General features: G+C 72.9%; 18 protein-coding genes. 7 read left to right on the plus strand and 11 right to left on the minus strand.

Going from position 1 to position 22,143, the window contains the following annotated elements; all coding sequences use genetic code 11:
* Positions 1-7: 7 nt before the first annotated feature.
* The 3 genes from ACFYXE_RS23290 to ACFYXE_RS23300 all read right to left on the minus strand — a co-directional run bounded on the left by ACFYXE_RS23290 (position 8) and on the right by ACFYXE_RS23300 (position 4,059).
* A complete protein-coding gene (locus tag ACFYXE_RS23290; protein WP_389315194.1) occupies positions 8-1,678 on the minus strand; it encodes a (2,3-dihydroxybenzoyl)adenylate synthase in 1,671 nt (556 codons plus the stop codon).
* The gene (dhbC, locus tag ACFYXE_RS23295; RefSeq protein WP_389315196.1) at positions 1,675-2,880 is read right to left on the minus strand and encodes an isochorismate synthase DhbC; all 1,206 of its coding nucleotides are present in this window, start codon (positions 2,878-2,880) and stop codon (positions 1,675-1,677) included. The genes ACFYXE_RS23290 and dhbC overlap by 4 nt, the downstream gene beginning before the upstream one ends.
* Before the next feature lie 360 nt (positions 2,881-3,240).
* Entirely contained in the window at positions 3,241-4,059 is an 819-nt protein-coding gene (locus tag ACFYXE_RS23300) for a 2,3-dihydro-2,3-dihydroxybenzoate dehydrogenase (protein WP_361177518.1), read from the minus strand.
* A gap of 440 nt (positions 4,060-4,499) precedes the next feature.
* Here ACFYXE_RS23300 and rho point away from each other — a divergent pair, with 440 nt between their 5' ends.
* Positions 4,500-5,669, plus strand: a complete 1,170-nt coding sequence (gene rho, locus ACFYXE_RS23305; protein WP_389315198.1) for a transcription termination factor Rho — start codon at positions 4,500-4,502, stop codon at positions 5,667-5,669.
* Here the strand turns inward: rho and ACFYXE_RS23310 are convergent.
* Positions 5,656-6,939: a M6 family metalloprotease domain-containing protein gene (locus tag ACFYXE_RS23310; RefSeq protein WP_361177522.1), complete on the minus strand. Its 1,284-nt coding sequence runs from the start codon at positions 6,937-6,939 to the stop codon at positions 5,656-5,658. The genes rho and ACFYXE_RS23310 overlap by 14 nt on opposite strands.
* Before the next feature lie 253 nt (positions 6,940-7,192).
* Between ACFYXE_RS23310 and ACFYXE_RS23315 the strand changes: the two genes are divergently transcribed.
* Both ACFYXE_RS23315 and ACFYXE_RS23320 read left to right on the plus strand, forming a co-directional pair.
* A complete protein-coding gene (locus ACFYXE_RS23315) occupies positions 7,193-7,849 on the plus strand; it encodes a TetR/AcrR family transcriptional regulator (protein WP_389315200.1) in 657 nt (218 codons plus the stop codon).
* Positions 7,850-7,975: 126 nt separating this feature from the next.
* Complete coding sequence (locus ACFYXE_RS23320; protein ID WP_389315202.1) at positions 7,976-9,499, plus strand: MFS transporter; 1,524 nt, start codon at positions 7,976-7,978, stop codon at positions 9,497-9,499.
* A gap of 58 nt (positions 9,500-9,557) precedes the next feature.
* Here the strand turns inward: ACFYXE_RS23320 and ACFYXE_RS23325 are convergent, their stop codons facing one another.
* A complete protein-coding gene (locus ACFYXE_RS23325) occupies positions 9,558-10,073 on the minus strand; it encodes a MarR family winged helix-turn-helix transcriptional regulator (protein WP_389315204.1) in 516 nt (171 codons plus the stop codon).
* Positions 10,074-10,212: 139 nt separating this feature from the next.
* Between ACFYXE_RS23325 and ACFYXE_RS23330 the strand changes: the two genes are divergently transcribed.
* Positions 10,213-10,983, plus strand: a complete 771-nt coding sequence (locus tag ACFYXE_RS23330; protein ID WP_389315206.1) for a dioxygenase — start codon at positions 10,213-10,215, stop codon at positions 10,981-10,983.
* Between the two features lie 169 nt (positions 10,984-11,152).
* Here ACFYXE_RS23330 and ACFYXE_RS23335 read toward each other — a convergent pair whose 3' ends face one another.
* A complete protein-coding gene (locus tag ACFYXE_RS23335; RefSeq protein ID WP_389315208.1) occupies positions 11,153-12,202 on the minus strand; it encodes a questin oxidase family protein in 1,050 nt (349 codons plus the stop codon).
* A gap of 594 nt (positions 12,203-12,796) precedes the next feature.
* Between ACFYXE_RS23335 and ACFYXE_RS23340 the strand changes: the two genes are divergently transcribed.
* A complete protein-coding gene (locus ACFYXE_RS23340; protein WP_361177534.1) occupies positions 12,797-13,798 on the plus strand; it encodes a sigma-70 family RNA polymerase sigma factor in 1,002 nt (333 codons plus the stop codon).
* A gap of 486 nt (positions 13,799-14,284) precedes the next feature.
* On the opposite strand, the gene ACFYXE_RS23345 is transcribed toward ACFYXE_RS23340, so the two are convergent.
* A complete protein-coding gene (locus tag ACFYXE_RS23345) occupies positions 14,285-15,277 on the minus strand; it encodes a helix-turn-helix transcriptional regulator (RefSeq protein ID WP_389315211.1) in 993 nt (330 codons plus the stop codon).
* 62 nt (positions 15,278-15,339) lie between these two features.
* On the opposite strand from ACFYXE_RS23345, the gene ACFYXE_RS23350 reads away from it, so the two are divergent.
* Positions 15,340-16,854, plus strand: coding sequence for an MFS transporter (locus tag ACFYXE_RS23350; RefSeq protein ID WP_361177538.1), 1,515 nt, complete (start codon positions 15,340-15,342; stop codon positions 16,852-16,854).
* A 162-nt stretch (positions 16,855-17,016) separates the two neighbouring features.
* Here ACFYXE_RS23350 and ACFYXE_RS23355 read toward each other — a convergent pair whose 3' ends face one another.
* Positions 17,017-18,270, minus strand: coding sequence for an extracellular solute-binding protein (locus ACFYXE_RS23355; protein WP_389315214.1), 1,254 nt, complete (start codon positions 18,268-18,270; stop codon positions 17,017-17,019).
* Between the two features lie 137 nt (positions 18,271-18,407).
* Between ACFYXE_RS23355 and ACFYXE_RS23360 the strand changes: the two genes are divergently transcribed.
* Entirely contained in the window at positions 18,408-19,034 is a 627-nt protein-coding gene (locus ACFYXE_RS23360) for a TetR family transcriptional regulator (RefSeq protein ID WP_389315216.1), read from the plus strand.
* A gap of 160 nt (positions 19,035-19,194) precedes the next feature.
* Here the strand turns inward: ACFYXE_RS23360 and ACFYXE_RS23365 are convergent, their stop codons facing one another.
* From ACFYXE_RS23365 to ACFYXE_RS23375, 3 genes are all read right to left on the minus strand, one after another.
* Positions 19,195-20,202, minus strand: coding sequence for an ABC transporter substrate-binding protein (locus ACFYXE_RS23365; protein ID WP_389315218.1), 1,008 nt, complete (start codon positions 20,200-20,202; stop codon positions 19,195-19,197).
* Positions 20,203-20,300: 98 nt separating this feature from the next.
* Positions 20,301-21,083 (minus strand): ABC transporter ATP-binding protein, encoded by a 783-nt coding sequence (locus ACFYXE_RS23370; RefSeq protein WP_361175100.1) that lies wholly within the window; start codon positions 21,081-21,083, stop codon positions 20,301-20,303.
* A gap of 1 nt (position 21,084) precedes the next feature.
* Positions 21,085-22,125: a FecCD family ABC transporter permease gene (locus tag ACFYXE_RS23375; protein WP_389315550.1), complete on the minus strand. Its 1,041-nt coding sequence runs from the start codon at positions 22,123-22,125 to the stop codon at positions 21,085-21,087.
* Positions 22,126-22,143 lie beyond the last annotated feature (18 nt).

Genomic DNA, 22,143 nt, shown 5'->3' on the forward strand with positions numbered 1-22,143 from the left:
GCGCGGGTCAGGGGGCCGGGGGCGTGGGCGGGGTGGTCGGTTCGGATGCCGTCGACGCCGCCCGCAGGTCCTTCTTCGAGATCTTGCCGACCCCCGTCTGCGGGAACACCTCCACGAACTCGACCCGGTCCGGCACCTTGTACGCCGCGAGCCCCCGCTGCCGTACGAACTTCTTGACGGCCAGCGGCTTCAGCGGCTCCGCGCCCGCGCGCAGGATCACGTACGCGCAGGTCCGTTCGCCCAGGTACGGGTCGGGCTCGGCGACCACGTTCGCGTCGTGCACGGCGGGGTGCGCGAGGATGTGGTTCTCCACCTCCTCCGCCGCGATCTTCTCGCCGCCCCGGTTGATCTGGTCCTTGGCCCGGCCCTCGACGACGATGTGGCCGCTCCCGGTCACCCGCACCACGTCGCCCGTGCGGTAGAAGCCGTCCTCGGTGAAGGAACGCGCGTTGTGCTCGGGCGCCTTCCAGTAGCCGCGGATCGTGTACGGGCCGCGCGTCAGCAGGTGGCCCGTCGCGCCGGCCGGCAGGTCGTTGTCCTCGTCGTCGACCACCCGGATCTCGTCGTCCGGCGAGATCGGGCGGCCCTGCGTGGTGACGATCGTCTCCGTGTCGTCGTCCAGGCGCGTGTAGTTGACCAGCCCCTCCGCCATGCCGAAGACCTGCTGCAGCGTGCAGTCCAGCGCCGGCCGCACCCGCCGGGCCGCCTCCTCGCTGAACTTCGCGCCGCCCACCAGGAGCACCTCCAGGCTGCTCAGGTCGTACGGGGACGCCGGCGCCGCCTCCGTCCAGAGCAGGGCGAGCGGCGGGACCAGGCCCGTGAGGGTGACGCCCTCCGCCTCGATGAGCGGGAAGGCGGCCTCGGGGCCCGGCTGCGGGCAGAGCACCACCCGGGCGCCCGCGTACAGCGCGCCGAGCGAACCCGGCGACGACAGCGGGAAGTTGTGCGCGGCGGGCAGCGCCACGAGGTAGACGCTGTCCTCGTCGACCGCGCAGATCTCGTTCGAGCCGCGCAGCGAGTAGATGTAGTCGTCGTGAGTGCGCGGGATCAGCTTCGGCACGCCCGTGCTGCCGCCGGAGAGCTGCAGGAACGCCAGGTCGGCGGGGCCGGGCGGGGCCGGGATCGCGGTCGGCTCGGCGGGCACGGCCGACAGCGCCTCGAAGGGCCCCGGGTCGCCGCCCGCCACGAACACGTGCCGCAGCGTGGGGACGTCCTCGACGACCTTCGCCGCGAGCCCGCGGAAGTCGAAGCCGCCCAGCTCGGCCGGGATGACGTACGCGGCGGCCCCGGTGAACTCGCAGAAGTAGCGGATCTCCGTCAGGCGGTGCGCGGGCAGCGCGAAGACCGGCAGCGCGCCGATGCGGAACAGCGCGAAGACCGTCTCGAAGAACTCGGCGACGTTCGGCAGCTGCACGACCACCTTGTCGCCCTTGCCGATGCCGCGGGCGAGCAGCCCCGCGGCCAAGTGGTCGGCGCGGCGGTCCAGTTCGCCGTACGTCCAGCGGCGGCCCGGGCTCGAACCCGGGTCCACGATCGCCACCCGGTCAGGGTGCGCGGCCGCCCGCTCGCGGAGCATCTGCCCGAACGTCTCGCCCCGCCACCAGCCCGCGGCGCGGTATCGGGCCGCGAACTCCTTCGGCCAGGTGGGGTGTTCGGCCGTGGGGGTCGTCGTGTTCACAGCTGTGCTCCCACCGCGTTCAGGAACGTACGGAACTTCGCGCCGGTCTCCGCGGTCTCCGCCGCCGGGTCGGACGCGGCGACCACGCCGGCGCCCGCGTACAGCCGCAACGTGCGCTCCTCGGCCTCGGCGCAGCGGATCGTCACGACCCACTCGCCGTCGCCGTTCGCGTCGCCCCAGCCGACCACGCCGGTGAAGAAGCCCCGGTCGAAGGGTTCCGTCTCGCGGATCACCTCGCGCGCGGTCGCCGTCGGCGTGCCGCACACCGCCGGGGTGGGGTGCAGCGCGACGGCCAGTTCGAGGGCGGACGCGTCCGGGTCGGTGAGCGTGCCGGTCACCGTGGTGGACAGGTGCCACATCGTCGCGGTGCGCACCAGGGTGGGGCGGGCCGGGACGGTCAGGCCGGTGCAGAACGAGGCGAGCGCTTGGTGCACGCCGTCCACCACGACGGAGTGCTCGTGCAGGTCCTTGGCGGACTCCAGGAGGGTGGCGGCGCGGCGCACGTCCTCGGCGAGGTCGTCGCTGCGGGGCGTCGAGCCCGCGAGGGGGTTCGCGACGACCTGGTCGCCCCGGCGCGACACCAGCAGTTCGGGGCTCGCGCCGATGAGGGTGCGGCCCGGCGCGGTCGGCAGCGCGAACGTGTAGCCGGAGGGGTCGCGGCGGGCCAGGCGCTGGAGCATCACGGGGAGGTCCAGCGGTCCCGGCGCGGTGAGTTCGAGGGTGCGGGCCAGGACGACCTTGCTGAAGTCGCCGCGCCACATGCGGTCCACGGCGGCGGCCACGCCCGCGCCGTACTCCTCGGGGGCGGGCACCGGGCGGATCCGCCAGCCGGTGGCGTCCGGCGTCTCCACGGGCAGCGCGATCAGCGGGTCCGCGGCCAGCGGGGGAGCGGTGCGCAGGGCTGCGGGGACGGTGAGGGCTGCCGGTGCGGTGCGGTCGAAGGGGACCGCGCCGATCACGTGCGGCTCGGACACGCCCGCGCGGCGGGCGGCGGCCAGGGCGGCGGCCACGCGCTGCGGCAACGGTCTGTCGTCGTGCGGTACTTCGGCGTGCGCGCCGTCGGTGAGCAGGGTGCGGGTCGGTGTCGCCAGGAAGCGCTCGCCCGGGGTGTAGGCGGCGAGGAGCGCGGTGGCCGCTCCTACGACGGGATGGGCCTGCTCGGCCGTCGTGACGTGCGGGGCGACCTCGGGTGCCGTCGACACAGGAGCTCCAATTCTTGGGTGGGGCGCTGGTGTGGGTGCGTGTGTGGGTGTGGGTGCGTGTGTGGGTGCGGTTGCGGGTGCGTGTGCGGTTGCGGCTCGGGCTCGGGTTTCGGGCTCGGGCTCGGTGGTGCTGTGGTGCGGTGGTGTCGTGGTGCTGGGGTGGGCTGTCGTGCGCCTCGGGGTTCGTCGGGGGGCGGGGCCGCGGGGGTATGTGCGTACTCGCTATCCCTGCGCCCCGCTGCACGAACAAAGACGGCATTGTGGGCTCGGTGCTCCGTGCGCACATACCCCCACGTCCCCTCCGGCCGGTTCGCGGGTGCGGGCCGGTGGGGCGTCCGTCGCGGGTGCCGCCCGGTGCGCTCAGCGCAGAGTCGCGCCGCCGTCTACGTACAGCTCCTGGAGCGTGATGTGGCGGGCGCGGTCCGAGGCGAGGAAGACGACCGCTTCGGCGATGTCCCCGGGGGTCGCGATGCGGCCCAGGGGGATGCCCGTGCGGTACGTCTCCAGGTTGCCGTCGAGGACCCCGGCGGGGGCCTCGGGGGCGGCGTCGTCCGGCCACAGGGCGCGCTGCATCGCGGTGTCCGTGGTGCCGGGCGCCACGACGTTGCAGCGCACGCCGCTGCGCGCGATCTCCAGGCCGAGGCATTTGGTGAAGGCGGCGGCGGCCGCTTTGGACGCGGCGTACGCGGCCATGCCGGTGCGCGGGATGCCCGCGGCGTTGGAGCCGACGGTCACGATGCAGCCGGCGCCCCGCGCCGTCATGTGGGAGGCGGCGGCACGGGAGGTGTGCAGGACGCCCGTGGCGTTCACCGCGAACGTCTCGGCCCAGTCGGCGTCGGTGAGTTCGGCCACGGAGGAGGAGCGCAGGATGCCCGCCACGTTCACGAGGAGGTCCAGGGCGCCGTGGTCCCGGACGATGCCGGTGATCACCGAGGCCACCGCGGCGGCGTCGGTGACGTCCATGACGCGGGGCGTGACCGTGCCGCTCGCGCCTCTCGACGCGGCGGCCAGTTCGTCGATGCCGTGGGCGTCGCGGTCCGTGGCGACCACGTGCGCGCCCCGGGCGGCGAGCGCGGTGGCCACGGCCGCGCCGATGCCCTGGCCGGCGCCGGTCACCAGAGCCGTACGCCCGGCGAACTCGCCGTCGGCCTCCGACTCGTTCCGTATGTGCTCTGGCATGCGTGAGCGACCTCCCCCAGTTCGTTAGGTAAGGCTAACCTAACGTATGGCGGGAGGGTGAGGCTTGCTGGGGGCGAGGGGGGTGAGTGGGGGGGGATGGGGGTGGGCCTGTCTTGTGCCGGGGGGGGCAATGGGTCTTCCCCGTCGGTGTGTTGGGGGGTGGGGGACTTTCGGCCCGTGGCGTTCGGTGGGGTGTGTGCTACCTTGCAAGCAGTACGAGTGTTCGCCCTCCTCTCGTGGGGGTGCGCCCCTTCTTCTCGTGGGGCGGCTGAACGCCCCCTTGGTCGGGGCGCCCGTACTGCCACTCCTTCTTCCCGGTTCTCCGGGTTCCGCAGGCCGTTCCGGCCTTCTTGTCGCTGCTCGTCAGCGTTCCGCCCGGGGGCGTGTCATGTCCGCCCCGCCGGGCCTCTCCCGCGTACATCGCGAAAGGACCCACTGCCATGACTGCCACACTCACCGAAACCCCTGTGACCTCATCCACTTCCCGTACCGGCTCAACGGCCCACGCGTGCGCCGGAGTTCTCGACATCGGCCGCGACGGCCGCGGGTTCCTGCGCGGGCCCGGGTGCCTGCCGGCCTCCCACGACGTGCAGGTGCCCGCCGCCGTCGTCCGCCAACTCGGCCTGCGCTCCGGCGACTTCGTCGAGGGCGTCTGCGGCAGGCCCCGCGTGCTCGCCGGGGCCGAGCGGGTCAACGGCCACGCCGTCGGCACCCTGCGCGGCCGGCCGCGGTTCGCCGACCTCACCCCGCTGCACCCCCGCGAGCGGCTCCGCCTGGAGACCGAGGGCGGGCCCCTCTCCGGGCGCCTCGTCGACCTCGTCGCCCCCGTCGGCAAGGGGCAGCGCGGCCTGATCGTCGCGCCGCCGCGCACCGGCAAGACCGTGCTGCTCCAGCAGATCGCCGCGGCGGTCGCCCGCAACCACCCCGAGTGCCACCTCATGGTCGTCCTGCTCGACGAACGGCCCGAGGAGGTCACCGACATGCGGCGCTCGGTCCACGGCGAGGTGCTCGCCTCGACCTTCGACCGGCCCGCCAAGGACCACATCGCCCTGGCCGAACTGGCCGTCGAGCGCGCCAAGCGCATGGTCGAGCAGGGGCGTGACGTCGTCATGCTCTTCGACTCGCTGACGCGGCTGTGCCGGGCGTACAACAATGCCGCGACCGGCAGCGGGCGCACGCTCAGCGGCGGGGTCGACGCGGCCGCCGTGCAGGGGCCCAAGCGGCTCTTCGGGGCCGCGCGCCTGGCCGAGGAGGGCGGCTCCCTGACCATGCTCTCCACCGTGCTCGTGGAGACGGGATCGCGCGCCGACGACTACTACTTCGAGGAGCTCAAGAGCACCGGCAACATGGAGCTGCGGCTCGACCGCACCCTCGCCGACCGGCGCGTCTTCCCCGCCGTCGACATCACGCCCTCCGGCACCCGCCGCGAGGAACTGCTCGTCGGCGAGGGCGAGTTGACCGCCGTGCGCGGGCTGCGGCGCGCGCTGGGCGGCCGGGACGGGCAGAGCTCCCTGGAGGCGCTGCTCGACCGGCTGAAGAAGACCCCGGACAACGCCGCGTTCCTGCGGCAGGTGCGCCGGACCGTGCCCGGCGCGGCTACGGCCGCGTGACGTGCACGCGGTAGTCGCCCTGGTCGGTCACTCCCGCCACCGTCACCCGGACCCCCGTCTTGCGGTCGGTGAAGGTCTCGCCCACGCCGTAGGGCGCGTCGGAGAGTTCCGCGTGCACATTGGGGCGGCGGGTGCAGCCCCCGCTGTCGGGCGACGCGTCGGAGACCGTGACCGGGCCGTGGCCGGTGTCGATGTCCGCGTCCACCCGGTAGACCAGGACACCCGGCTTGCACACCGCCTCGTCGTTGCCGCCCGCGGTGCGCACCTCCACCGCGTACCCCGTCTTCTCGGTCAGCGGGGCGAAGGCCAGCTTGGTGCCGCCGGTGCGGGACAGCGGCGACAGGACGTGCTCGCTGGTGCCGGAGCCCGACGCGCAGCTGATCTGGTCGTCGTCGAGCCAGCCCAGCTTCCACTTGTGCCAGGCCAGCAGGTCGTTGTTGGCGCCCCAGTCCTCGCTCATGATGTCCCAGTGGCCCACCGCGCCGCCGCCGTCCTGCGTGTACAGGTCGGGCAGGCCGAAGACGTGGCCGTTCTCGTGCGGGAGCACCCGGTAGCCCGTCTCGCGGTAGCTGCCGGAGCCGTCGTCCTGACGGCTGTAGACGAACGAGGCGTTGGAGACCGGGACGCCGTCCGCGACCGGCGCCTCGTGGTTGCCGGCGAAGGTCACCGACAGGACGGTGTCCAGGGCGGAGGGGCCCGCGTTCGGGGTGATCAGGATGTTCACGAGGTCGTACGTACGGAAGTCCACGTCGGGGTCGGCGGCCGCCACGATGTCCTCGACCAGCTCGCGATAGCCGGGGTCGAACGGCGCGCCGCGCTCTATCCCGTACGCGGCGAAGGGCTTGGGCATCCGCAGCCAGTCCGGCACCGGTGACTCGGGGCGGTAGTCCAGGCGCCCGTAGGAACTGGTGCGGAACCACTGCGAGGTCTGCGGGAAGAACTCCGCGAGCCGGTCCATCGCGCTGCCCTGCCCGGGGGCGTCGGAGAAGTCGACCATCAGGTTCAGGGCCCGGACGGTGCCGGTGGAGCGTGCGTAGCCGGGCGGTGTGGGCACGCCCTCCGACATCTGGACGCCCATCGTGCCGCTGATCATGCAGGGGCCGAGCGCGGTGCTGCGGGCCACGGACACCGGGCCGGCGGTGGCCGGCGACTCCTCCATCAGCCGTCCGGTGCTCGCCGACGTGGTGACGGCGAGCGCGAGCGCGGTGACGGAGGCCAGGGCGACACCGCGACGTGCTGGGCGTATCTGCCGCCAGATCGGCTGCTGCATGCATGGCCCTCCGGTCCGCGGCAGCCGCCCGTCCCGGCTGCACCCTGTCCGATCACCCTGTGCCGGGGGGTGCGCGGGCGCTCGCTGGGTGGACCGATCGTGGGTTTCTCGCCCGGCGGCCTGTGACTCAGGTCACAGGAATGAGATGCGGGAGCGGGAAATATCCGGGGACTGTCTCCCCGTTTAGACCTGTGTCCGCGCGAAACGGGGAGTGGCTCCCCGCATCGCCCGTCCCACGCACCGAGGAGCAGCCGTGGACACCGCCACCGCCCCGCAGCGCCGCGCACCCCGCCCGCGGGCCGACGCCCAGCGCAACAGGGAGCGGATCGTCGTCGCCGCACGCGAGATGTTCGTGGAGTACGGCTCGGACGTACCCCTCGACGAGGTCGCGCGCCGGGCCGGCGTCGGCAACGCCACGGTCTACCGGCACTTCGCCGACCGGGCCGAGCTGGTGCGCCAGGTCGTCCTGCACGTCACCGACCGCGTCGCGGACCTCGCCGAGCGGGGCATCGCGACGGCGGACGCCGACGAGGGCGCCGCGTTCACGGCGCTGCGCACCTTCGTGCACGCCGCGGTCGACGAGCGGATCGGCGCCATGTGCCCGATGCTCGCGGCCGACTTCGACCCCTTCCACCCCGACCTGCTCGACGCCCGCGAGCGCCTGGAACAGTCCATCGAAGGCCTCATGGAGCGGGCCCGCGCGGCCGGGCAGCTGCGCACCGACATCGCCGTCGGAGACCTGATGGTCGCCCTCTCCCAGCTCACCCGCCCGCTGCCGGGCACGGCCTGCGTGAACATGGACAGTTTCATCCACCGCCATCTGCAGCTGTTCCTCGACGGCCTGATGGCACCCGCCCGGTCCGAGCTCCCGGGGGAGGCGGCGACCTTGGAGGACCTCCGACAGGACTGACCCGCCGCTCCCCGCCGCACCGGCACCCCGCACTGCCGGCGCCCGGACGTCACGTCTGTGCGTGCGTCCCCTTTTTCAGCTTTTTCCGTACGTTTCACCACTCCATACCGCTAGGTGGCCACACCCATGTCCGAAACAGCTCTCAAGCCCGACGCGGGGCCAGACGCCAACCGCTGGAAAGCGCTCGTCTTCATCGCCCTCGCGCAGCTCATGGTCGTGCTCGACGCGACCATCGTGAACATCGCGCTGCCCTCCGCCCAGCAGGACCTCGGCATATCCGACGGCAACCGCCAGTGGGTCATCACGGCCTACGCGCTCGCCTTCGGCGGCCTGCTGCTCTTCGGCGGCCGCATCGCCGACCTGTGGGGCCGCAAGCGCACCTTCGTGACCGGCCTGATCGGCTTCGCCGCGGCCTCCGCGCTCGGCGGCGCCGCGACCGGCGAGGCCATGATGCTGGGCGCCCGCGCCCTGCAGGGCGTCTTCGGCGCGCTGCTCGCGCCCGCCGCCCTGTCGCTGCTCGCGGTGATGTTCACCGACGCCAAGGAGCGCGCCAAGGCCTTCGGCATCTACGGCGCGATCGCCGGTGGCGGCGGCGCCGTCGGCCTGATCCTCGGCGGCTTCCTCACCGAGTACCTGAACTGGCGCTGGACCTTCTTCGTGAACATCCCGTTCGCGGTGATCGCCGCCCTCGGCGCGTACTTCGTCATCCGTGAGCCGGCCGGCGGCCGCAACCGCTCGCCGCTCGACATCCCCGGCGTCGTCCTGTCCACGCTCGGCCTGGTCGCGCTGGTCTACGGCTTCACCCGCGCCGAGTCCGAGGGCTGGTCGGACAGCGTGACCATCACGATGTTCGTCGCGTCCGTCGTGCTGCTCGCCGCGTTCGTCCTCACCGAGGCCAAGGTCAAGTCGCCGCTGCTGCCGCTGCGCGTGCTGACCGAGCGCAACCGCGGCGGTGTCTACCTGTCGCTCGGCCTCGCGGTCATCGCGATGTTCGGCCTGTTCCTGTTCCTCACGTACTACCTGCAGATCGTCAAGGGCTACTCGCCGGTCAAGACCGGCTTCGCCTTCCTGCCGATGATCGTCGGCATGATCACGGGCTCCACGCAGATCGGCGCCCGCCTGATGACCCGCGTCCCGCCGCGGCTGCTGATGGCCCCGGGCTTCCTGCTCGCCGGCCTCGGCATGCTGCTCCTGACGCAGCTGGAGATCGGCACCTCGTACGCCGGTCTGATCCTGCCCGCGCAGCTGATGCTGGGCCTGGGCATGGGTACGGCGTTCATGCCCGCGATGTCGCTGGCCACGCACGGCGTCGAGGCCCGTGACGCGGGTGTCGCCTCCGCGATGGTCAACACCTCGCAGCAGGTCGGCGGCGCCATCGGCACCGCCCTCCTGAACACCATCGCCGCCTCGGCGACCACCGCGTACCTCACGGACCACGCGGCCGGTGCCACCAACCCCAAGCTGCTCCAGGCGCAGGCCATGGTCGAGGGCTACACCAGCGCCATCTGGTGGGCGGTCGGCATCCTGGTGGTCTCCGCGCTGATCGCGGCGACCTTCATCACCACGGGCCACCAGGGCGGCCCGGCGGCCTCCGGCGGCTCGGCGGACGGCGCCGAGGACGAGCTGAAGGTCCCGGTGATGGCCCACTGACCCGGCCACCGACCCGGCCGCGGGCGCGGCCGGGACCACCGGCCGGCCGCACGGCCGCCTAGCGGAGCCAGGGGAGGTCCGCCCCGGCCTCCTTGGGCTGAAGTCCCTCGGCGACGATCGTCATGATCTCGCCGAGGGACTTCTGCTGTTCCGGGGTGAGCCGGTCGAAGAGGGCCTGGCGGACGGCGGTGACGTGGCCGGGCGCGGTCCTGCGCAGCACCTCGAAACCCTCGTCGGTCAGGATCGCCAGCTGGCCGCGCTTGTCGGAGGGGCAGTCCTCGCGGCGCACCCAGCCGCTCTTCTCCAGGCGCGCGACCGCGTGCGAGAGCCGGGACCGGGTGATCTTCATCGTCTTGGCCAGCTCGGTCATCCGCAGGCGTCGCCGGGGGGCGTCGGACAACTGGACCAATATGCCGTAGTACATGTGCGGCATGCCCGCGTCGCGCTGCAGCTGCCGGTCGAGGAAGTCGTCGAGAAGGGTGGTCGCCTGGAGGTAGCTGCGCCAGACGCGCTGCTCGTCGCCGTCCAGCCAGCGCGGCTCGTCGGCCGGGGGAGGGGTCGCTGCCGTATCCATGCACCCCACTCTACGAGGCCCTTCCTTGAATCTTGAACAAACCACGCGTAGGGTTGTCCCATAAAGCTTGAGACTTCAAGCAATACGACCTCCGTGCGACGTCCCGCGCCGCGCGGGGCCGACCGCCCGGAGGTGCGCGATGACCCGCATGCCCGCCCTGTATCTCAGCCACGGCGCCCCGCCGCTCGCCGACGACCCGGTCTGGCCCGGCGAGCTCGCCGCCTGGTCGGCGGACCTGCCGCGCCCCACGGCGATCCTGATGGTCTCCGCCCACTGGGAAGAGGCCCCGCTCGCGCTCTCCGCCACCGGCACGCTGCCGCTCGTGTACGACTTCTGGGGCTTCCCCGAGCACTACTACCAGGTCACCTACGCCGCGCCGGGCGCCCCGGAACTCGCCGCGTCCGTACGGAAGTTGCTGCACGCCCCCGGCACCCCCGTGCAGGACGTGCCGGACCGCGGGCTCGACCACGGCGCGTACGTGCCGCTGGTGGAGATGTACCCGGACGCGGACATCCCCGTCCTGCAGATATCCCTGCCGACCCTCGACCCGCGCCGCCTCATGGACATCGGCCGCAAGCTCGCCCCGCTGCGCGACGAGGGCGTCCTGATCGTCGGCAGCGGCTTCTTCACGCACAACCTGGCGGCGCTGCGCCAGGGCGGCATCCCCTCCTGGTCGGCGGAGTTCGACGCCTGGGGCCACGAGGCCCTGGAGGCGGGCGACGTGGACGCGCTGCTCGACTTCACGCGGAAGTCCCCGGCGGGCACCCTGGCCCACCCCCGCACGGAACACTTCGCCCCCCTCTTCGTCACCCTCGGCGCCTCGGACGCGGCGTCCGACCTGAGCACCCAGCGCACGGTGATCGACGGCTTCTGGATGGGTTTGGCGAAGAGGTCGGTGCAGTTCGGCTGAGGGGGGAGGGGAAAGAGGGGGCAGGCTCGTGGGTGCTGGGCAAGGGGCTAAGGGGTGGCCGCACCCTCAGGCGGCCGGGTCGCTCAGCTCCACCGCCCGCAGCGCGGCTACGAACGCCCGCCCGTCCCCGACGTCCAGCGCCGTGTCCGCGAACTTGGTTGCCGCACCCTCAGGCGGCCGGGTCGCTCAGCTCCACCGCCCGCAGCGCGGCTACGGCCGCCCGCCCGTCCCCGACGTCCAGCGCCGTGTCCGCGAACTTGATGACGTGCTCGTCCCCGTGCGCGAGCGCCCGCTCGAAGACCTCCTCGCGCTCCGGTGCCGGCACCGCCCCCGGTGACGACACCGTCCCGTACGGCACCGCCTCGTCCGGCGCGTACATCGCGGTGACCGCGGCCGACGCGGTCCACGCGGCCCGCAGGCTCGGCACCCACAGCGCCCGCGGCAGCGCGGGCAGCGCCCGCAGCAGGGCGTTCGGCGCGGTCGCCGCGTGCACCAGCATCGTCGGCTCGCCGTGCCCGTGCGTGGCGTACCGGTGCGTGGCCGCCCGCACCAGCTCGGTGAGCCGGCGCCGCGCCTCCTCGGGTCCGGTCACCGACGCGGCCCACACCGGGAGCGCCTCGACCCGCCCGAGCCGCGCGGGGAAGCCGCCCGTCGCCCGGTCCGCGATCGGCGGCACCGCGTCCAGCGCGTCCGCCGCCCCCACCGCCCCGGTCAGCGGCGCGAGACCGGTGACGGGATGGTGCCGGGCGGCCCAGTAGCCGAGGCCGTGCGCGAGCTCGGCGAGGCGCGGCTCGGTCGCACCGCCCGCCGCCAGCGTCCGCACGGCGTGGCCCACCCGGATCACCGGGTGCGTCGAACCGCCGTACAGGCCGGGCAGCAGCCGCGGCCACCACTCGGCGAGGACGTCGCGCCAGGGCCGGGCCTCCCCGGCGGCCCCGGTGATCCGGCGTTCGAAGTAGGTGATCCAGTCCGCCGCCCGGCGATGATCACCGAGGGCCTCGCGCCAGTTGCCGTCGGTCACGGGCTCGACCGGGGAGGGGAACTCCTCCAACTTGGGAGCGTAAAGATCCAGCCACCGGTGGACCGCATCGGGCCGCCCGCGCGCGGCGAGCGCCTCGACGGCCATCGGGGCGTGGTTGGTGAGCCGCCCCAGCCGCTCGGGGCCGGAGGCGTGCAGGCGCTGCAGGGCTTCGTCGAGGGTTCCCGTGGAATCGGACATGCGAGGACGGTAGGCGGCCCGGCTGCCGGTACGGATCGGGCGCGGGCCCTAGGTCGCAGGGCGGGGTCGGGAGCGGGGTCAGGAAGGCGAGAAGGCGAGAGGGCGAGAAGGCAAGAAGTGGGGAAGGGGCGGGAGTAAGCGGGCCGGGGCCGGATAGGCGCTACTGGTAGCGCACCCGCGCAGCCGGCCGGGGGCGCGGGCCGGAATGTGGCGCGCGGGCAACCATCGGGCGACGCGGGCCGTCTTCCGAGTGGGAGGGCGGCCGGGAGTGGCGCCCCTCCGGTCGGAGGGCGGTGGTGTCAAAGGTGACGGCCGTCTCACGTACGAAGCGGTTGCAGGGGTCCGCCAGGGCCGTCGGAGCGGCCTCGATTTCGGGCCTGACCTGCACCTCTGTACGTTCCGACGGCATCCCGCCTCCCCCTGCGCCGCGACAGGGTACTGCACCGTCCGGAAAAAAGATGGGCGGCTTGGGAATTCTGTCCGGATTCCAGTCGTTGTTTCCATCGGATGCAGGGCACCCGAGGGTGTGCCATCCACCACAGAGGCCCCAGAAATGGGCCGACCAGGAACCCCATAGATCGCAAGGGAGCACGCATGGCAACCCGTGCCGTCGCCCGTCGTAAGTCCGCCGCCTCCGGCGAGACCGACGCGGCACGCAGTGTTCGCGCCGTAGGCGGGGAGATCGCCGACCGCGACCTGGTCGGCATGTACCTCGACGAGATCGCCCGCACACCGCTGCTCGACGCCGCCAAGGAAGTGGAGCTCTCGCAGATCATCGAAGCGGGGGTCTACGCCAGGAAGATCCTGGACGGCGAGGTCGAGGACAGCAAGGTCACCGCGGACCGCGACGAGCTCGACGCCCTCGTGGCCGACGGTGAGCGCGCCAAGGACGTCTTCATCCGCTCGAACCTCCGCCTGGTCGTCGCGGTCGCCCGCCGGTACCCGCGCAGCGGCCTCCCCCTCCTCGACCTCATCCAGGAGGGGAACGCGGGCCTGGTGCGCGCCGTCGAGAAGTTCGACTACGCCAAGGGCTTCAAGTTCTCCACGTACGCCACGTGGTGGATCCGCCAGGCCATCACCCGGTCCATAGCCGACCAGTCCCGCACCATCCGCCTCCCCGTCCACCTGGTCGAGGAGCTCGGCCGCATCCGCCGCGTCCAGCGCGAGTTCAACCGGGAGAACGGCCGCGAGCCGGAGCCCGCGGAGATCGCCAAGGAGCTGTCCTCGACGCCCGAGCGCGTCACGGACGTCCTGGACTGGGCCCGCGACCCCGTCTCGCTGAACATGGGCGTGGACGACGACGGCGACACGCAGTTCGGTGACCTCCTGGAGGACACCTCCGCGGTCTCGCCCGAGCAGTCCGTCCTGTCGCTGCTGCGCAGCGAGGAGCTCGACGGCCTGATCGGCCGCCTCGACCAGCGCACGGCGTCCATCATCAAGATGCGGTACGGCATCGAGGACGGCCGGGAGCGGACGCTGACGGAGGTCGGCAAGGAGCACGGGCTGACCCGTGAGCGGATCCGGCAGATCGAGAAGCACGCGCTCCTCGAGCTGAAGAAGCTGGCGCGGGATACGGGGTTCGACGCGGCGGCCTAGGCGGCCGGCCTTGGACGGTCCCCCCTGGCTCGGCGCCCCGGTGTCCCCCCCGCCCGGCACCGGGGTTCCTCTTGCGCGAACGCGACGCGCCCCCCAACACGCGCTTCGCGCGATCCTTTCCCACCCACCCGCCCTTTGTCCCCACGGGCCGACCTCGTTCGGCAGCGCGCCCCGGTGGGGGCGCACCGCTACCGACCGCGGTGGGCGAGCTCTGTCCAGGGGCGCGAGGAACTGCGCGCCCAGCCACACCCAACCCGCACCCAACGACCGGGGCAAGCGAGTCCTTCCCAGGGGCGCGGGGAACTGCGCGAACGGCCACAGCGGACCCGCACTCGACGTCCGGGGCAAGCGGGCTCTTTTCAGGGGCGCGGGGAACTGCGCGATCAGCCACACCCAACCCGCACCCGTCGGCCGGGGGAGGCGAGTCCTTCCCAGGGGCGCGGGGAACTGCGCAGACGGCGCCGGCGGACCCGCGCCCGGGAACCCTCAGGGGCCGGGCGCAGCCCGGGTCAGTCTCTCGCCCAAGTCCCGCACGCACTGGACCAGTTCCTCAGGCCCATGGGCCACGAAATCGCAGTCGAGGACCGCGAGCCGGATCGCCAGCCACTCGACGGAGTCGGACGCCACGCAACGCAGCCGACAGGAGTCCTCGCCCAGAGGCTCCAGCGGCCCCAGCGCCGCAGGCAACCGCGCCGCGACGAACGCCGCGGGTGCCGCGAACGAGACGTCCACGTCGTACGAGGGCCGCCCGCTGTAGACCTTCTCGCGCAGGAACTCCGCCGCGTCCCCCTTCGGCAGCTCCCGCTCCACGAACCGCGCCCCCGTCGCGAACGGCTCGCTCACCCGGTCCACCCGGAACGTGCGCCAGTCCTCACGGTCGATGTCGTACGCCACCAGGTACCAGCGGCGCCCCGTCGAGACCAGGCGGTACGGCTCGGTGAGGCGACGCGTCCGCGTCCCGTCCCCCGCGCGGTAGGCGAACCGCAGGCGCTCGTGCCCCGCCGCGGCCGACGCCATCACCGTCAGCGTCTCCGGCGCGATGCTCGCCCCGTCCCCGCCGGTCAACGGCATCGTGGCGATCTGCAGCGCGGAGACCCGGTGCCGCAGGCGGGCGGGCAGGACCTGTTCCAGCTTGGCGAGCGCCCGTACCGACGCCTCCTCCACGCCCTCCACCGCGTGCCCCGCCCCGGCCCGCAGGCCCACCGCGATGGCCACCGCCTCCTCGTCGTCCAGGACCAGCGGGGGCATCGCCTTGCCCGCGACCAGGCGGTAGCCGCCCGCCGCGCCCTGGCTGGCCCGCACCGGATAGCCCAGGTCCCGCAGCCGGTCGATGTCGCGCCGTACCGTGCGCCTGCTCACGCCGAGCCGCTCGGAGAGCTCGGCGCCCGGCCACTCGCGGGGCGTCTGGAGCAGGGAGAGGAGCTGGAAGAGGCGGGCCGGGGTGTCGGTGCCGGCCGAGGTCGTGCCGTCCGTCGTCATGCCGCACAGGATGCCGGACAACTAGGTCACACCCTGGCCTATATGGCCTCTAGCCTTGCGCCATGACTTCACCCAGCACCACTTCCGCCCCCGGGGCACCGGCGGCCGCCGGTGACCGGCGGCGCTGGTTCGCCCTCGCCATCGTGATGACCGCGGCCTTCATGGACCTCGTCGACGTCACGATCGTCAACATCGCGATCCCGTCCATCCAGCGGGACGAGGGCGCCACGTTCAGCCAGATCCAGTGGATCACCGCGGGGTACGCCCTAGCGTTCGCCGCCGGCCTCATCACCGGCGGGCGCCTCGGCGACATCCACGGGCGCAAGCGGCTGTTCCTCATAGGCATCACCGGATTCACCGTCGCCTCCGCGCTCTGCGGCTTCGCGGTGAACCCGGAGATGCTGGTCGCCTCGCGGATCCTGCAGGGCGCCATGGCCGCGATGATGGTGCCGCAGGTGCTCTCGATCGTGCACGCGACCTTCCCGGCGCACGAGCGCGGCAAGGTCTTCGGCCTGTTCGGCATGGTCGTCGGCCTCGGCGCGGTCTCCGGGCCGCTGCTGGGCGCGCTGCTGACCGAGTGGAACATCTTCGGCCTCGAATGGCGGCCGATCTTCCTCATCAACCTGCCGGTGGGCATCGCGGGCATCATCCTCGGCCGGAAGTTCATCACCGAGTCCAGGGCGCCCCGGGCGCTCAAGCTCGACCTCGTCGGCGTCGTCCTGGTCACGCTCGGCCTGCTGATGATGCTCTACCCGCTCACCCGCGGGCGCGAGCTGCACTGGCCGGTGTGGGGTCACGTCATGATGGCCGGCTCGCTGGTCGTCTTCGCCGCGCTCGTCGCGTACGAGCGGCGCAAGACCGCGAAGGACGGTTCGCCGCTCGTGGAGCTGTCGCTGTTCAAGGTGAAGAGCTTCGCCGCGGGCATCGCGGTGCAGACCGTCTTCGGTGTCGCGCTCGGCATCTTCTTCCTGGTCTGGACGCTGTACATGCAGGTCGGTCTCGGCTGGAGCGCGCTGCGCGCCGGTCTGACCGGGGTGCCGTTCTCCATCGCCGTCTCGGCGGCGGCCGCCGTCTCCGTGCAGCAGCTCGTGCCCCGCTTCGGCCGCAAGGTGCTGCAGACGGGCGCCCTGACGATGGCCGCGGGCGTGCTGATCTACATCTGGGAGGCGGGCCGGTACGGGGCGGGCATCGCCTCGTGGCAGATGGCGCTGCCGCTGGTCGTCATGGGGATCGGCATGGGCCTGATCGTGGCCCCGATCACGGACGCGGTCCTCTCGAACGTGCCGCGGGAGCACGCCGGTTCGGCGTCCGGCCTGATCAACACCGTGCAGCAGATGGGCAACGCGCTCGGCCTCGGCCTGGTGTCGGTGGTCTTCTTCGGGGTGATCGACGAGCAGGTCGCGCCGCAGCGCATCCCGCTGGAGTTCGTGGACGGCTTCCAGAACGCGCTGTGGTGGGTGGCGGGCGTCCTCGGCGTCATCTTCTTCCTGATGTTCGCCCTCCCGTCCAAGCCCCGCCAGAACGTGGAAGCGACCCCCCAGGACCTCCCCACCCAGGAGCCCGCCCTCACCCCTTGACCCGCACCCCCCTGAAGGGGGCCCGCAGACCCCTCAAGGGGGGCCCGCAGGCTCCTTAAGGGGGGCCCGCAGGGCCCTCTCAGGGGCGCGGGGAACTGCGCGCCCAGCCACGAACAAACCCGCACCCGAAGACAGAGCCCCCCCGCCCAACCCAGCGGAGCGCTAAAGCTCGGCCCGCACCGCCACCGCGTCCAGCGACTCCAGCACCGCCTTGGGCCTCGCGCCCTCGGCCACCGCCTCGCCGATGTGCGCCCGCACCGCGCTCCTGACCTTCGGCCACGAGCCGAGGTTCGTCGGCTGGAACTGCGCCACCGGCATCTGGTCGATGAAGTCCCACAGGGGCCGCTGACGGGGGCTCTCGCGCAGCGCCTTGGCCGCCGAGCTCGTCACCGGCAGCGCGGACTGCCCGCCGCCGTACGCCAGCGCGGACTTGCGCCCGTACAGGTAGCCGAGGAACGTGCCGCACTGCTCGCGCCGCCCGTTCTGCCGGAACGCCATCAGCCAGTCGTTGAGCCCCACGGGCGGCGCGGCGCCGCCCAGCTTCTTGGGGAAGGGGGCGTGCGCGTAGGGGAACTCGGCCCGGTCCGCCGCGCCCATCAGGACCGGGTGGGCGATCATCATGCCGATCTTCCCGCGCAGGAACTGCGCGTACGCGTCCGTCCGCGTCAGCGACTTCGGGTCGCGGCCCGCGAGGCCCGGCGTGACGAGGTTGTCGCGCAGCCAGGTCAGGGTGTCGACGTTGCTCGGGTTGGCGAAGTCGTAGCCGGTCAGGCCCGCGTAACCGCCGCCGTCCGCGAGCAGCCAGGCGAGCGCCTCGTCCTCGGCGGCCTCCGGGCCGAGCTGGAGGCCGTAGGGGGTGGGCACGCCGATCCCCTTCAAGGCCTTGGCCGCGTCGCGCAGTTCGGCCCAGGAGCCCGGGGCCCGCACACCGGCCTTCTTGAAGAGCGCCGTGTTGTAGAAGAGGCGCGGGGTGCTGGCCAGGAAGGGCAGCCCGTACTGGACGCGGTCGATCATCCCCGCCTCCGCGTACGAGCGGATGAAGTCGCCCTCGGTGCGGATGTCGAAGATGTCGGAGGCCTTGTAGAGCTTGCCGTCCTGCGCGTACGGCGCGAAGAAGTTGGACTGCGCGATGTCCGGGGCGTGGCCGTCCCGCACGCGCCGGGCCAGGGTCCGGTCGAGCTGGGCGAACGGGACGCGTTCGAGGTCGACCTCGATGTCCGGGTGGGCCTTCCTGAAGGCGCCGATGAGGCTGCCCCACTGGTCGCCGATCGAGGAGCCCACGCTCTTGTCGTAGCTGGCCACGAGGAGCTTGAGCGGGGTGTTCGTGTCCGCGGAGCAGGCGCTGAGGCCGGCCGTGCCGAGCGCGGTGGCGCCGGTGAGACCGGCCGTGTGGAGTAGGAACTGCCGACGACGCACCGCTGTTTGCCACCTCTTGCTCGCACCGGGTGCGCGCTGCGCGCTGCCCGCACCGCGCTCTTTCGGTGGCAGATTCTGCCACACAGGCAGTACGTGCCTTCCGGTCCCGGTCCGGAGGCTGGCATAACCTGCCTGGCATGCACGCAAGTTCGCTGACCGAGCGCCGCAAGCACGAGACCCGCCTGGACATCGCCCGCACCGCGGCGGCGCTCTTCGTCGCGGACGGGCTGCGGGCCACCCGCGCCGAGGACATCGCCCGGGCGGCGGGCGTCGCGCCGCGCACCTTCTACCGCTACTTCGCGACCAAGGAGGAGTCGGTGGCGCCGCTCTTCGCCGCGGGCGCCCAGCAGTGGGCGGAGGCGGTGCGCGCGGCCCCGGCGGACCTCCCGGTCGCGGCCGCGCTGCGGCATGCGGTCACGCATGCGCTCGCGGCGGACGGCCCGGTGGCGGCCGGGTCCCTGGACTGGGTGCGCTCGCTGCTGCGCATGTCCGCGGAGAGCGCGGCGCTGCGCTCGGTGTGGGCGGACGCGTGCCACACCTCGGAGCAGACGCTCCTGACGATCCTCGCCGAGCGCGCGGGACGGGACCCGGCCGCCGAGGGGTGCCCCCTGGAGCTGCGCCTCGCGGCGGGCATCGCCAGTGCGGCCGTGCGGGTCGCGGTGGAGACGTGGGCCGCGGGCCCGGCCCCGGCGGACGGCGCCGCGGGTCCGGCCGCGCTGGCGGAGCGGTGCCTCGACGCGCTGGACGCGTTCCCCTGGCCCTAGGGGGCGTCTCTCCGATCTTCGCGGGTCCGCGACGCCTGGCACGGCACCTCGCCGCACGGCCGGGCCGCCCTCGTACCACCAGTACGAGGGCGGCCCGGCCGCACGGCGATGCACCGCACCAGACGCCGCGGCCTGTTCACGAAGATCGGAGAGACGCCCCCTAGCGGTCCAGCCCGCGCAGGTACGCGCCGAACTTCTCCAGGCCGTCGATGGTGCGCGGCCCGCTGATGCCCTCGTTGTAGTCGAGGACGAAGAAGCGGTTCTTCTTCACGGCGGGCAGCTCCTTCGTGTGCGGCGACTTCTTCAGGAACTCGATCTTCTCGCGCGCGGGCCGGTCCCCGTAGTCGAAGATGATGACCACCTCGGGCTCGGCCTTGGTCACGGCCTCCCAACTGGCCTGGGTCCAGCGCTCGTCGAGCCCGTGGAAGATGTTGCGGCCGCCCGCCGTCTCGATGATGTCGTCGGGCGGGACCTGGCTGCCGGCCGTGAACGGCTGGTCGGTGCCGGAGTCGTAGAGGAAGACCGGCACCCGCTTGCCGCTCCGGGGTGCCCGCTCCGCCACGGCCGCCACCCGCTTCTTCAGGTCGCCGACGACCCGCTCCGCCCGCCGCTCGACGCGGAAGATCCTGCCGAGCCGCTCCAGGTCGCTGTAGAGCGCCTTGAACGGGGTCATCTTCTGCGGAAAGCCCGGGTAGTTGAAGCAGCTCTCGGTGTGCAGGAAGCTCTGGATGCCGAGCTTGTCCAGGATCTTCGGGGTGATTCCGCGCTGGTCGCTGAAGCCGGAGTTCCAGCCCGCCACGACGAAGTCGGACCTGGCCTCGACGACCTGCTCCTTGTTCAGCAGGTCGTCGCCGAGCATCTTCACCTTGGCGTACTCCGATGCCCAGGGCGATTCGCTCACCGGCGGGTTGGCGGGCGGCATGACGTAGCCGTACACGTGGCGGGTCAGGCCGAGGCTGAACAGCTTGTCGGCGCTGCCGCCCTCGTACGCCACCGCGCGCCGCGGGACCTTGTACGGGACGGGCTCACCGCAGCGGTCGACGGTGACCGTGCGCGCGGCCTTGCCGCCGGAGCCGGAGCCGTCGTCGGAGCCGATGTCGGCGCCGCAGCCGGTGAGCAGCGTCAGCGCGAGCGCGGAGCCTGCCGCGAGCCATCTGGTGGGGAGCATGAGGAGTCGTACCTTTCAAAGAGGGCCGGGGAATGCCGAGGGATGCTGAGGACGGCCGAGGGCGGGGGACTGGTGGTGGGGAGGCGGAGGAAAGGGGTTCAGCTCGTGGAGTGGGTCGGGTGGAGGGCGTAGAGCAGTTGCGGGTCGCCCGTCAGCGGGTGCGGGACGACGTGTGCCCGTACGCCGAACACCTCGGCCGCCAGCTCCTCGGTGAGCACGTCCGCGGGCGTCCCCGACGCCACGAGGCGCCCGCGGGACAGCACGCCGATCCGGTCGCAGACGGCCGCCGCGAGGTTGAGGTCGTGCAGCACGACCAGCACGGTGAGCCCGGCGCCGCGCAGGTGCGAGAGGATCTCTATCTGGTGGCGTACGTCGAGGTGGTTGGTCGGCTCGTCGAGGACGAGGACCCGTGGTTCCTGGACAAGGGCGCGCGCGAGGAGCACGCGCTGGCGTTCGCCGCCGGACAGGGTGAGGACACCGCGGGTGGCCAGGTGAGCGATGTCCAGGCGCTCCATCGCCCGTGCGCACAGGGCGCGTTCGCGCCCGTCCAGGGCCTGGTTGCCGCGCAGGTGCGGGGTCCGGCCCAGCGCCACGACCTCCTCGACCGTGAAGTCCAGGCCGATCGTGCCGTCCTGCGTCATCGCGGCGACGAGCTGCGCGCTGCGGCGCACGGTGAGCCCGGCGATGTCGTCGCCGCCGACCCGCACCGTGCCCGTCGTCGGCCGCAGCGCCCGGTACACGCAGCGCAGCGCGGTCGACTTCCCGCTGCCGTTCGGCCCGACCAGGCCCACGACCTGGCCGTCGCCCACGGCGAGCGACAGTTCACGGACCAGGCTCCTGCCGTCGACGACGACACCCAGGTCGTCGAGGTGGAGGTCCATCTCAACGCCCCCCGAACACATGGTTCCTGCGCCGCATCAGCGCGATGAACACCGGCACCCCGACGAGCGCGGTGAGGACGCCCAGCGGGAGTTCGCGCGGCGCGACCACGGTCCGGGACAGCAGGTCGACCCAGACCATGAACACCGCCCCGGCCAGGGGCGCGACGGCCAGCACCCGGGCGTGCGCCGCGCCGACGACCATCCGCACCAGATGCGGCATGACCAGGCCGACGAAGCTGATGGCGCCGCTCACCGCGACCATCACGCCGGTGACCAGCGAGACGAGCACCAGCAGGTTCCTGCGGTGCCGGTCCGGACTCACCCCCAGGCCGGTGGCCGCCTCGTCGCCGAGGGCCAGGACGTCCAGCGCCCTGCCGTGCCGGTGCAGCACGACCAGGCTCGGCAGCACGACCGCGGCGACGACGGGCAGCGCGCCCCAGTCGGCCGCGCCGAAGCTGCCCATGGTCCAGTACAGGACCATGGCGGTCGCCTCGCCGTCCGGCGCGAAGTAGATGATCACGCTCATCACGGCCTGGAAGCCGAGCGACATCGCCACACCCGTCAGGACGAGGCGCAGCGGCGAGAGCGCGCCCCGCTCGCTGGACGCCGCGTAGACGAGGAAGGACGCGACGAGCGCCCCGGCGAACGCGCCCGCCGACACGGCGTACACCCCGAGCGCCGCGAGGCCCCCGGTCACCGTCACGCCGACCGCGCCCACCGACGCGCCCGAGGAGACGCCGAGGACGAAGGGGTCGGCCAGCGCGTTGCGCACCATCGCCTGGACGGCTACACCGACCGCGCTGAGCCCGGCGCCGACCAGCGCGGCGAGCAGCACGCGCGGCGTCCTGATCTGCCAGACGATCTGGTACGTCGTCACCTCGTCGGCGGCGACCCGGCCGCCGGTGAGCGCCGCCCACAGGTGGCGGGCGGTCTCGGCGGGCGGCACGGCGGCCCCGCCGAGCCCGATCGCCACGACGACGGAGGCGGCCAGCAGCAGGAACAGCGCGACGCACGTCAGAGTCAGGGCCGTGGGGGAGGCCAGGCGCTCCCGGACCGGGGC

Source organism: Streptomyces sp. NPDC002564, from assembly GCF_042889645.1.
Lineage (GTDB): Bacteria > Actinomycetota > Actinomycetes > Streptomycetales > Streptomycetaceae > Streptomyces.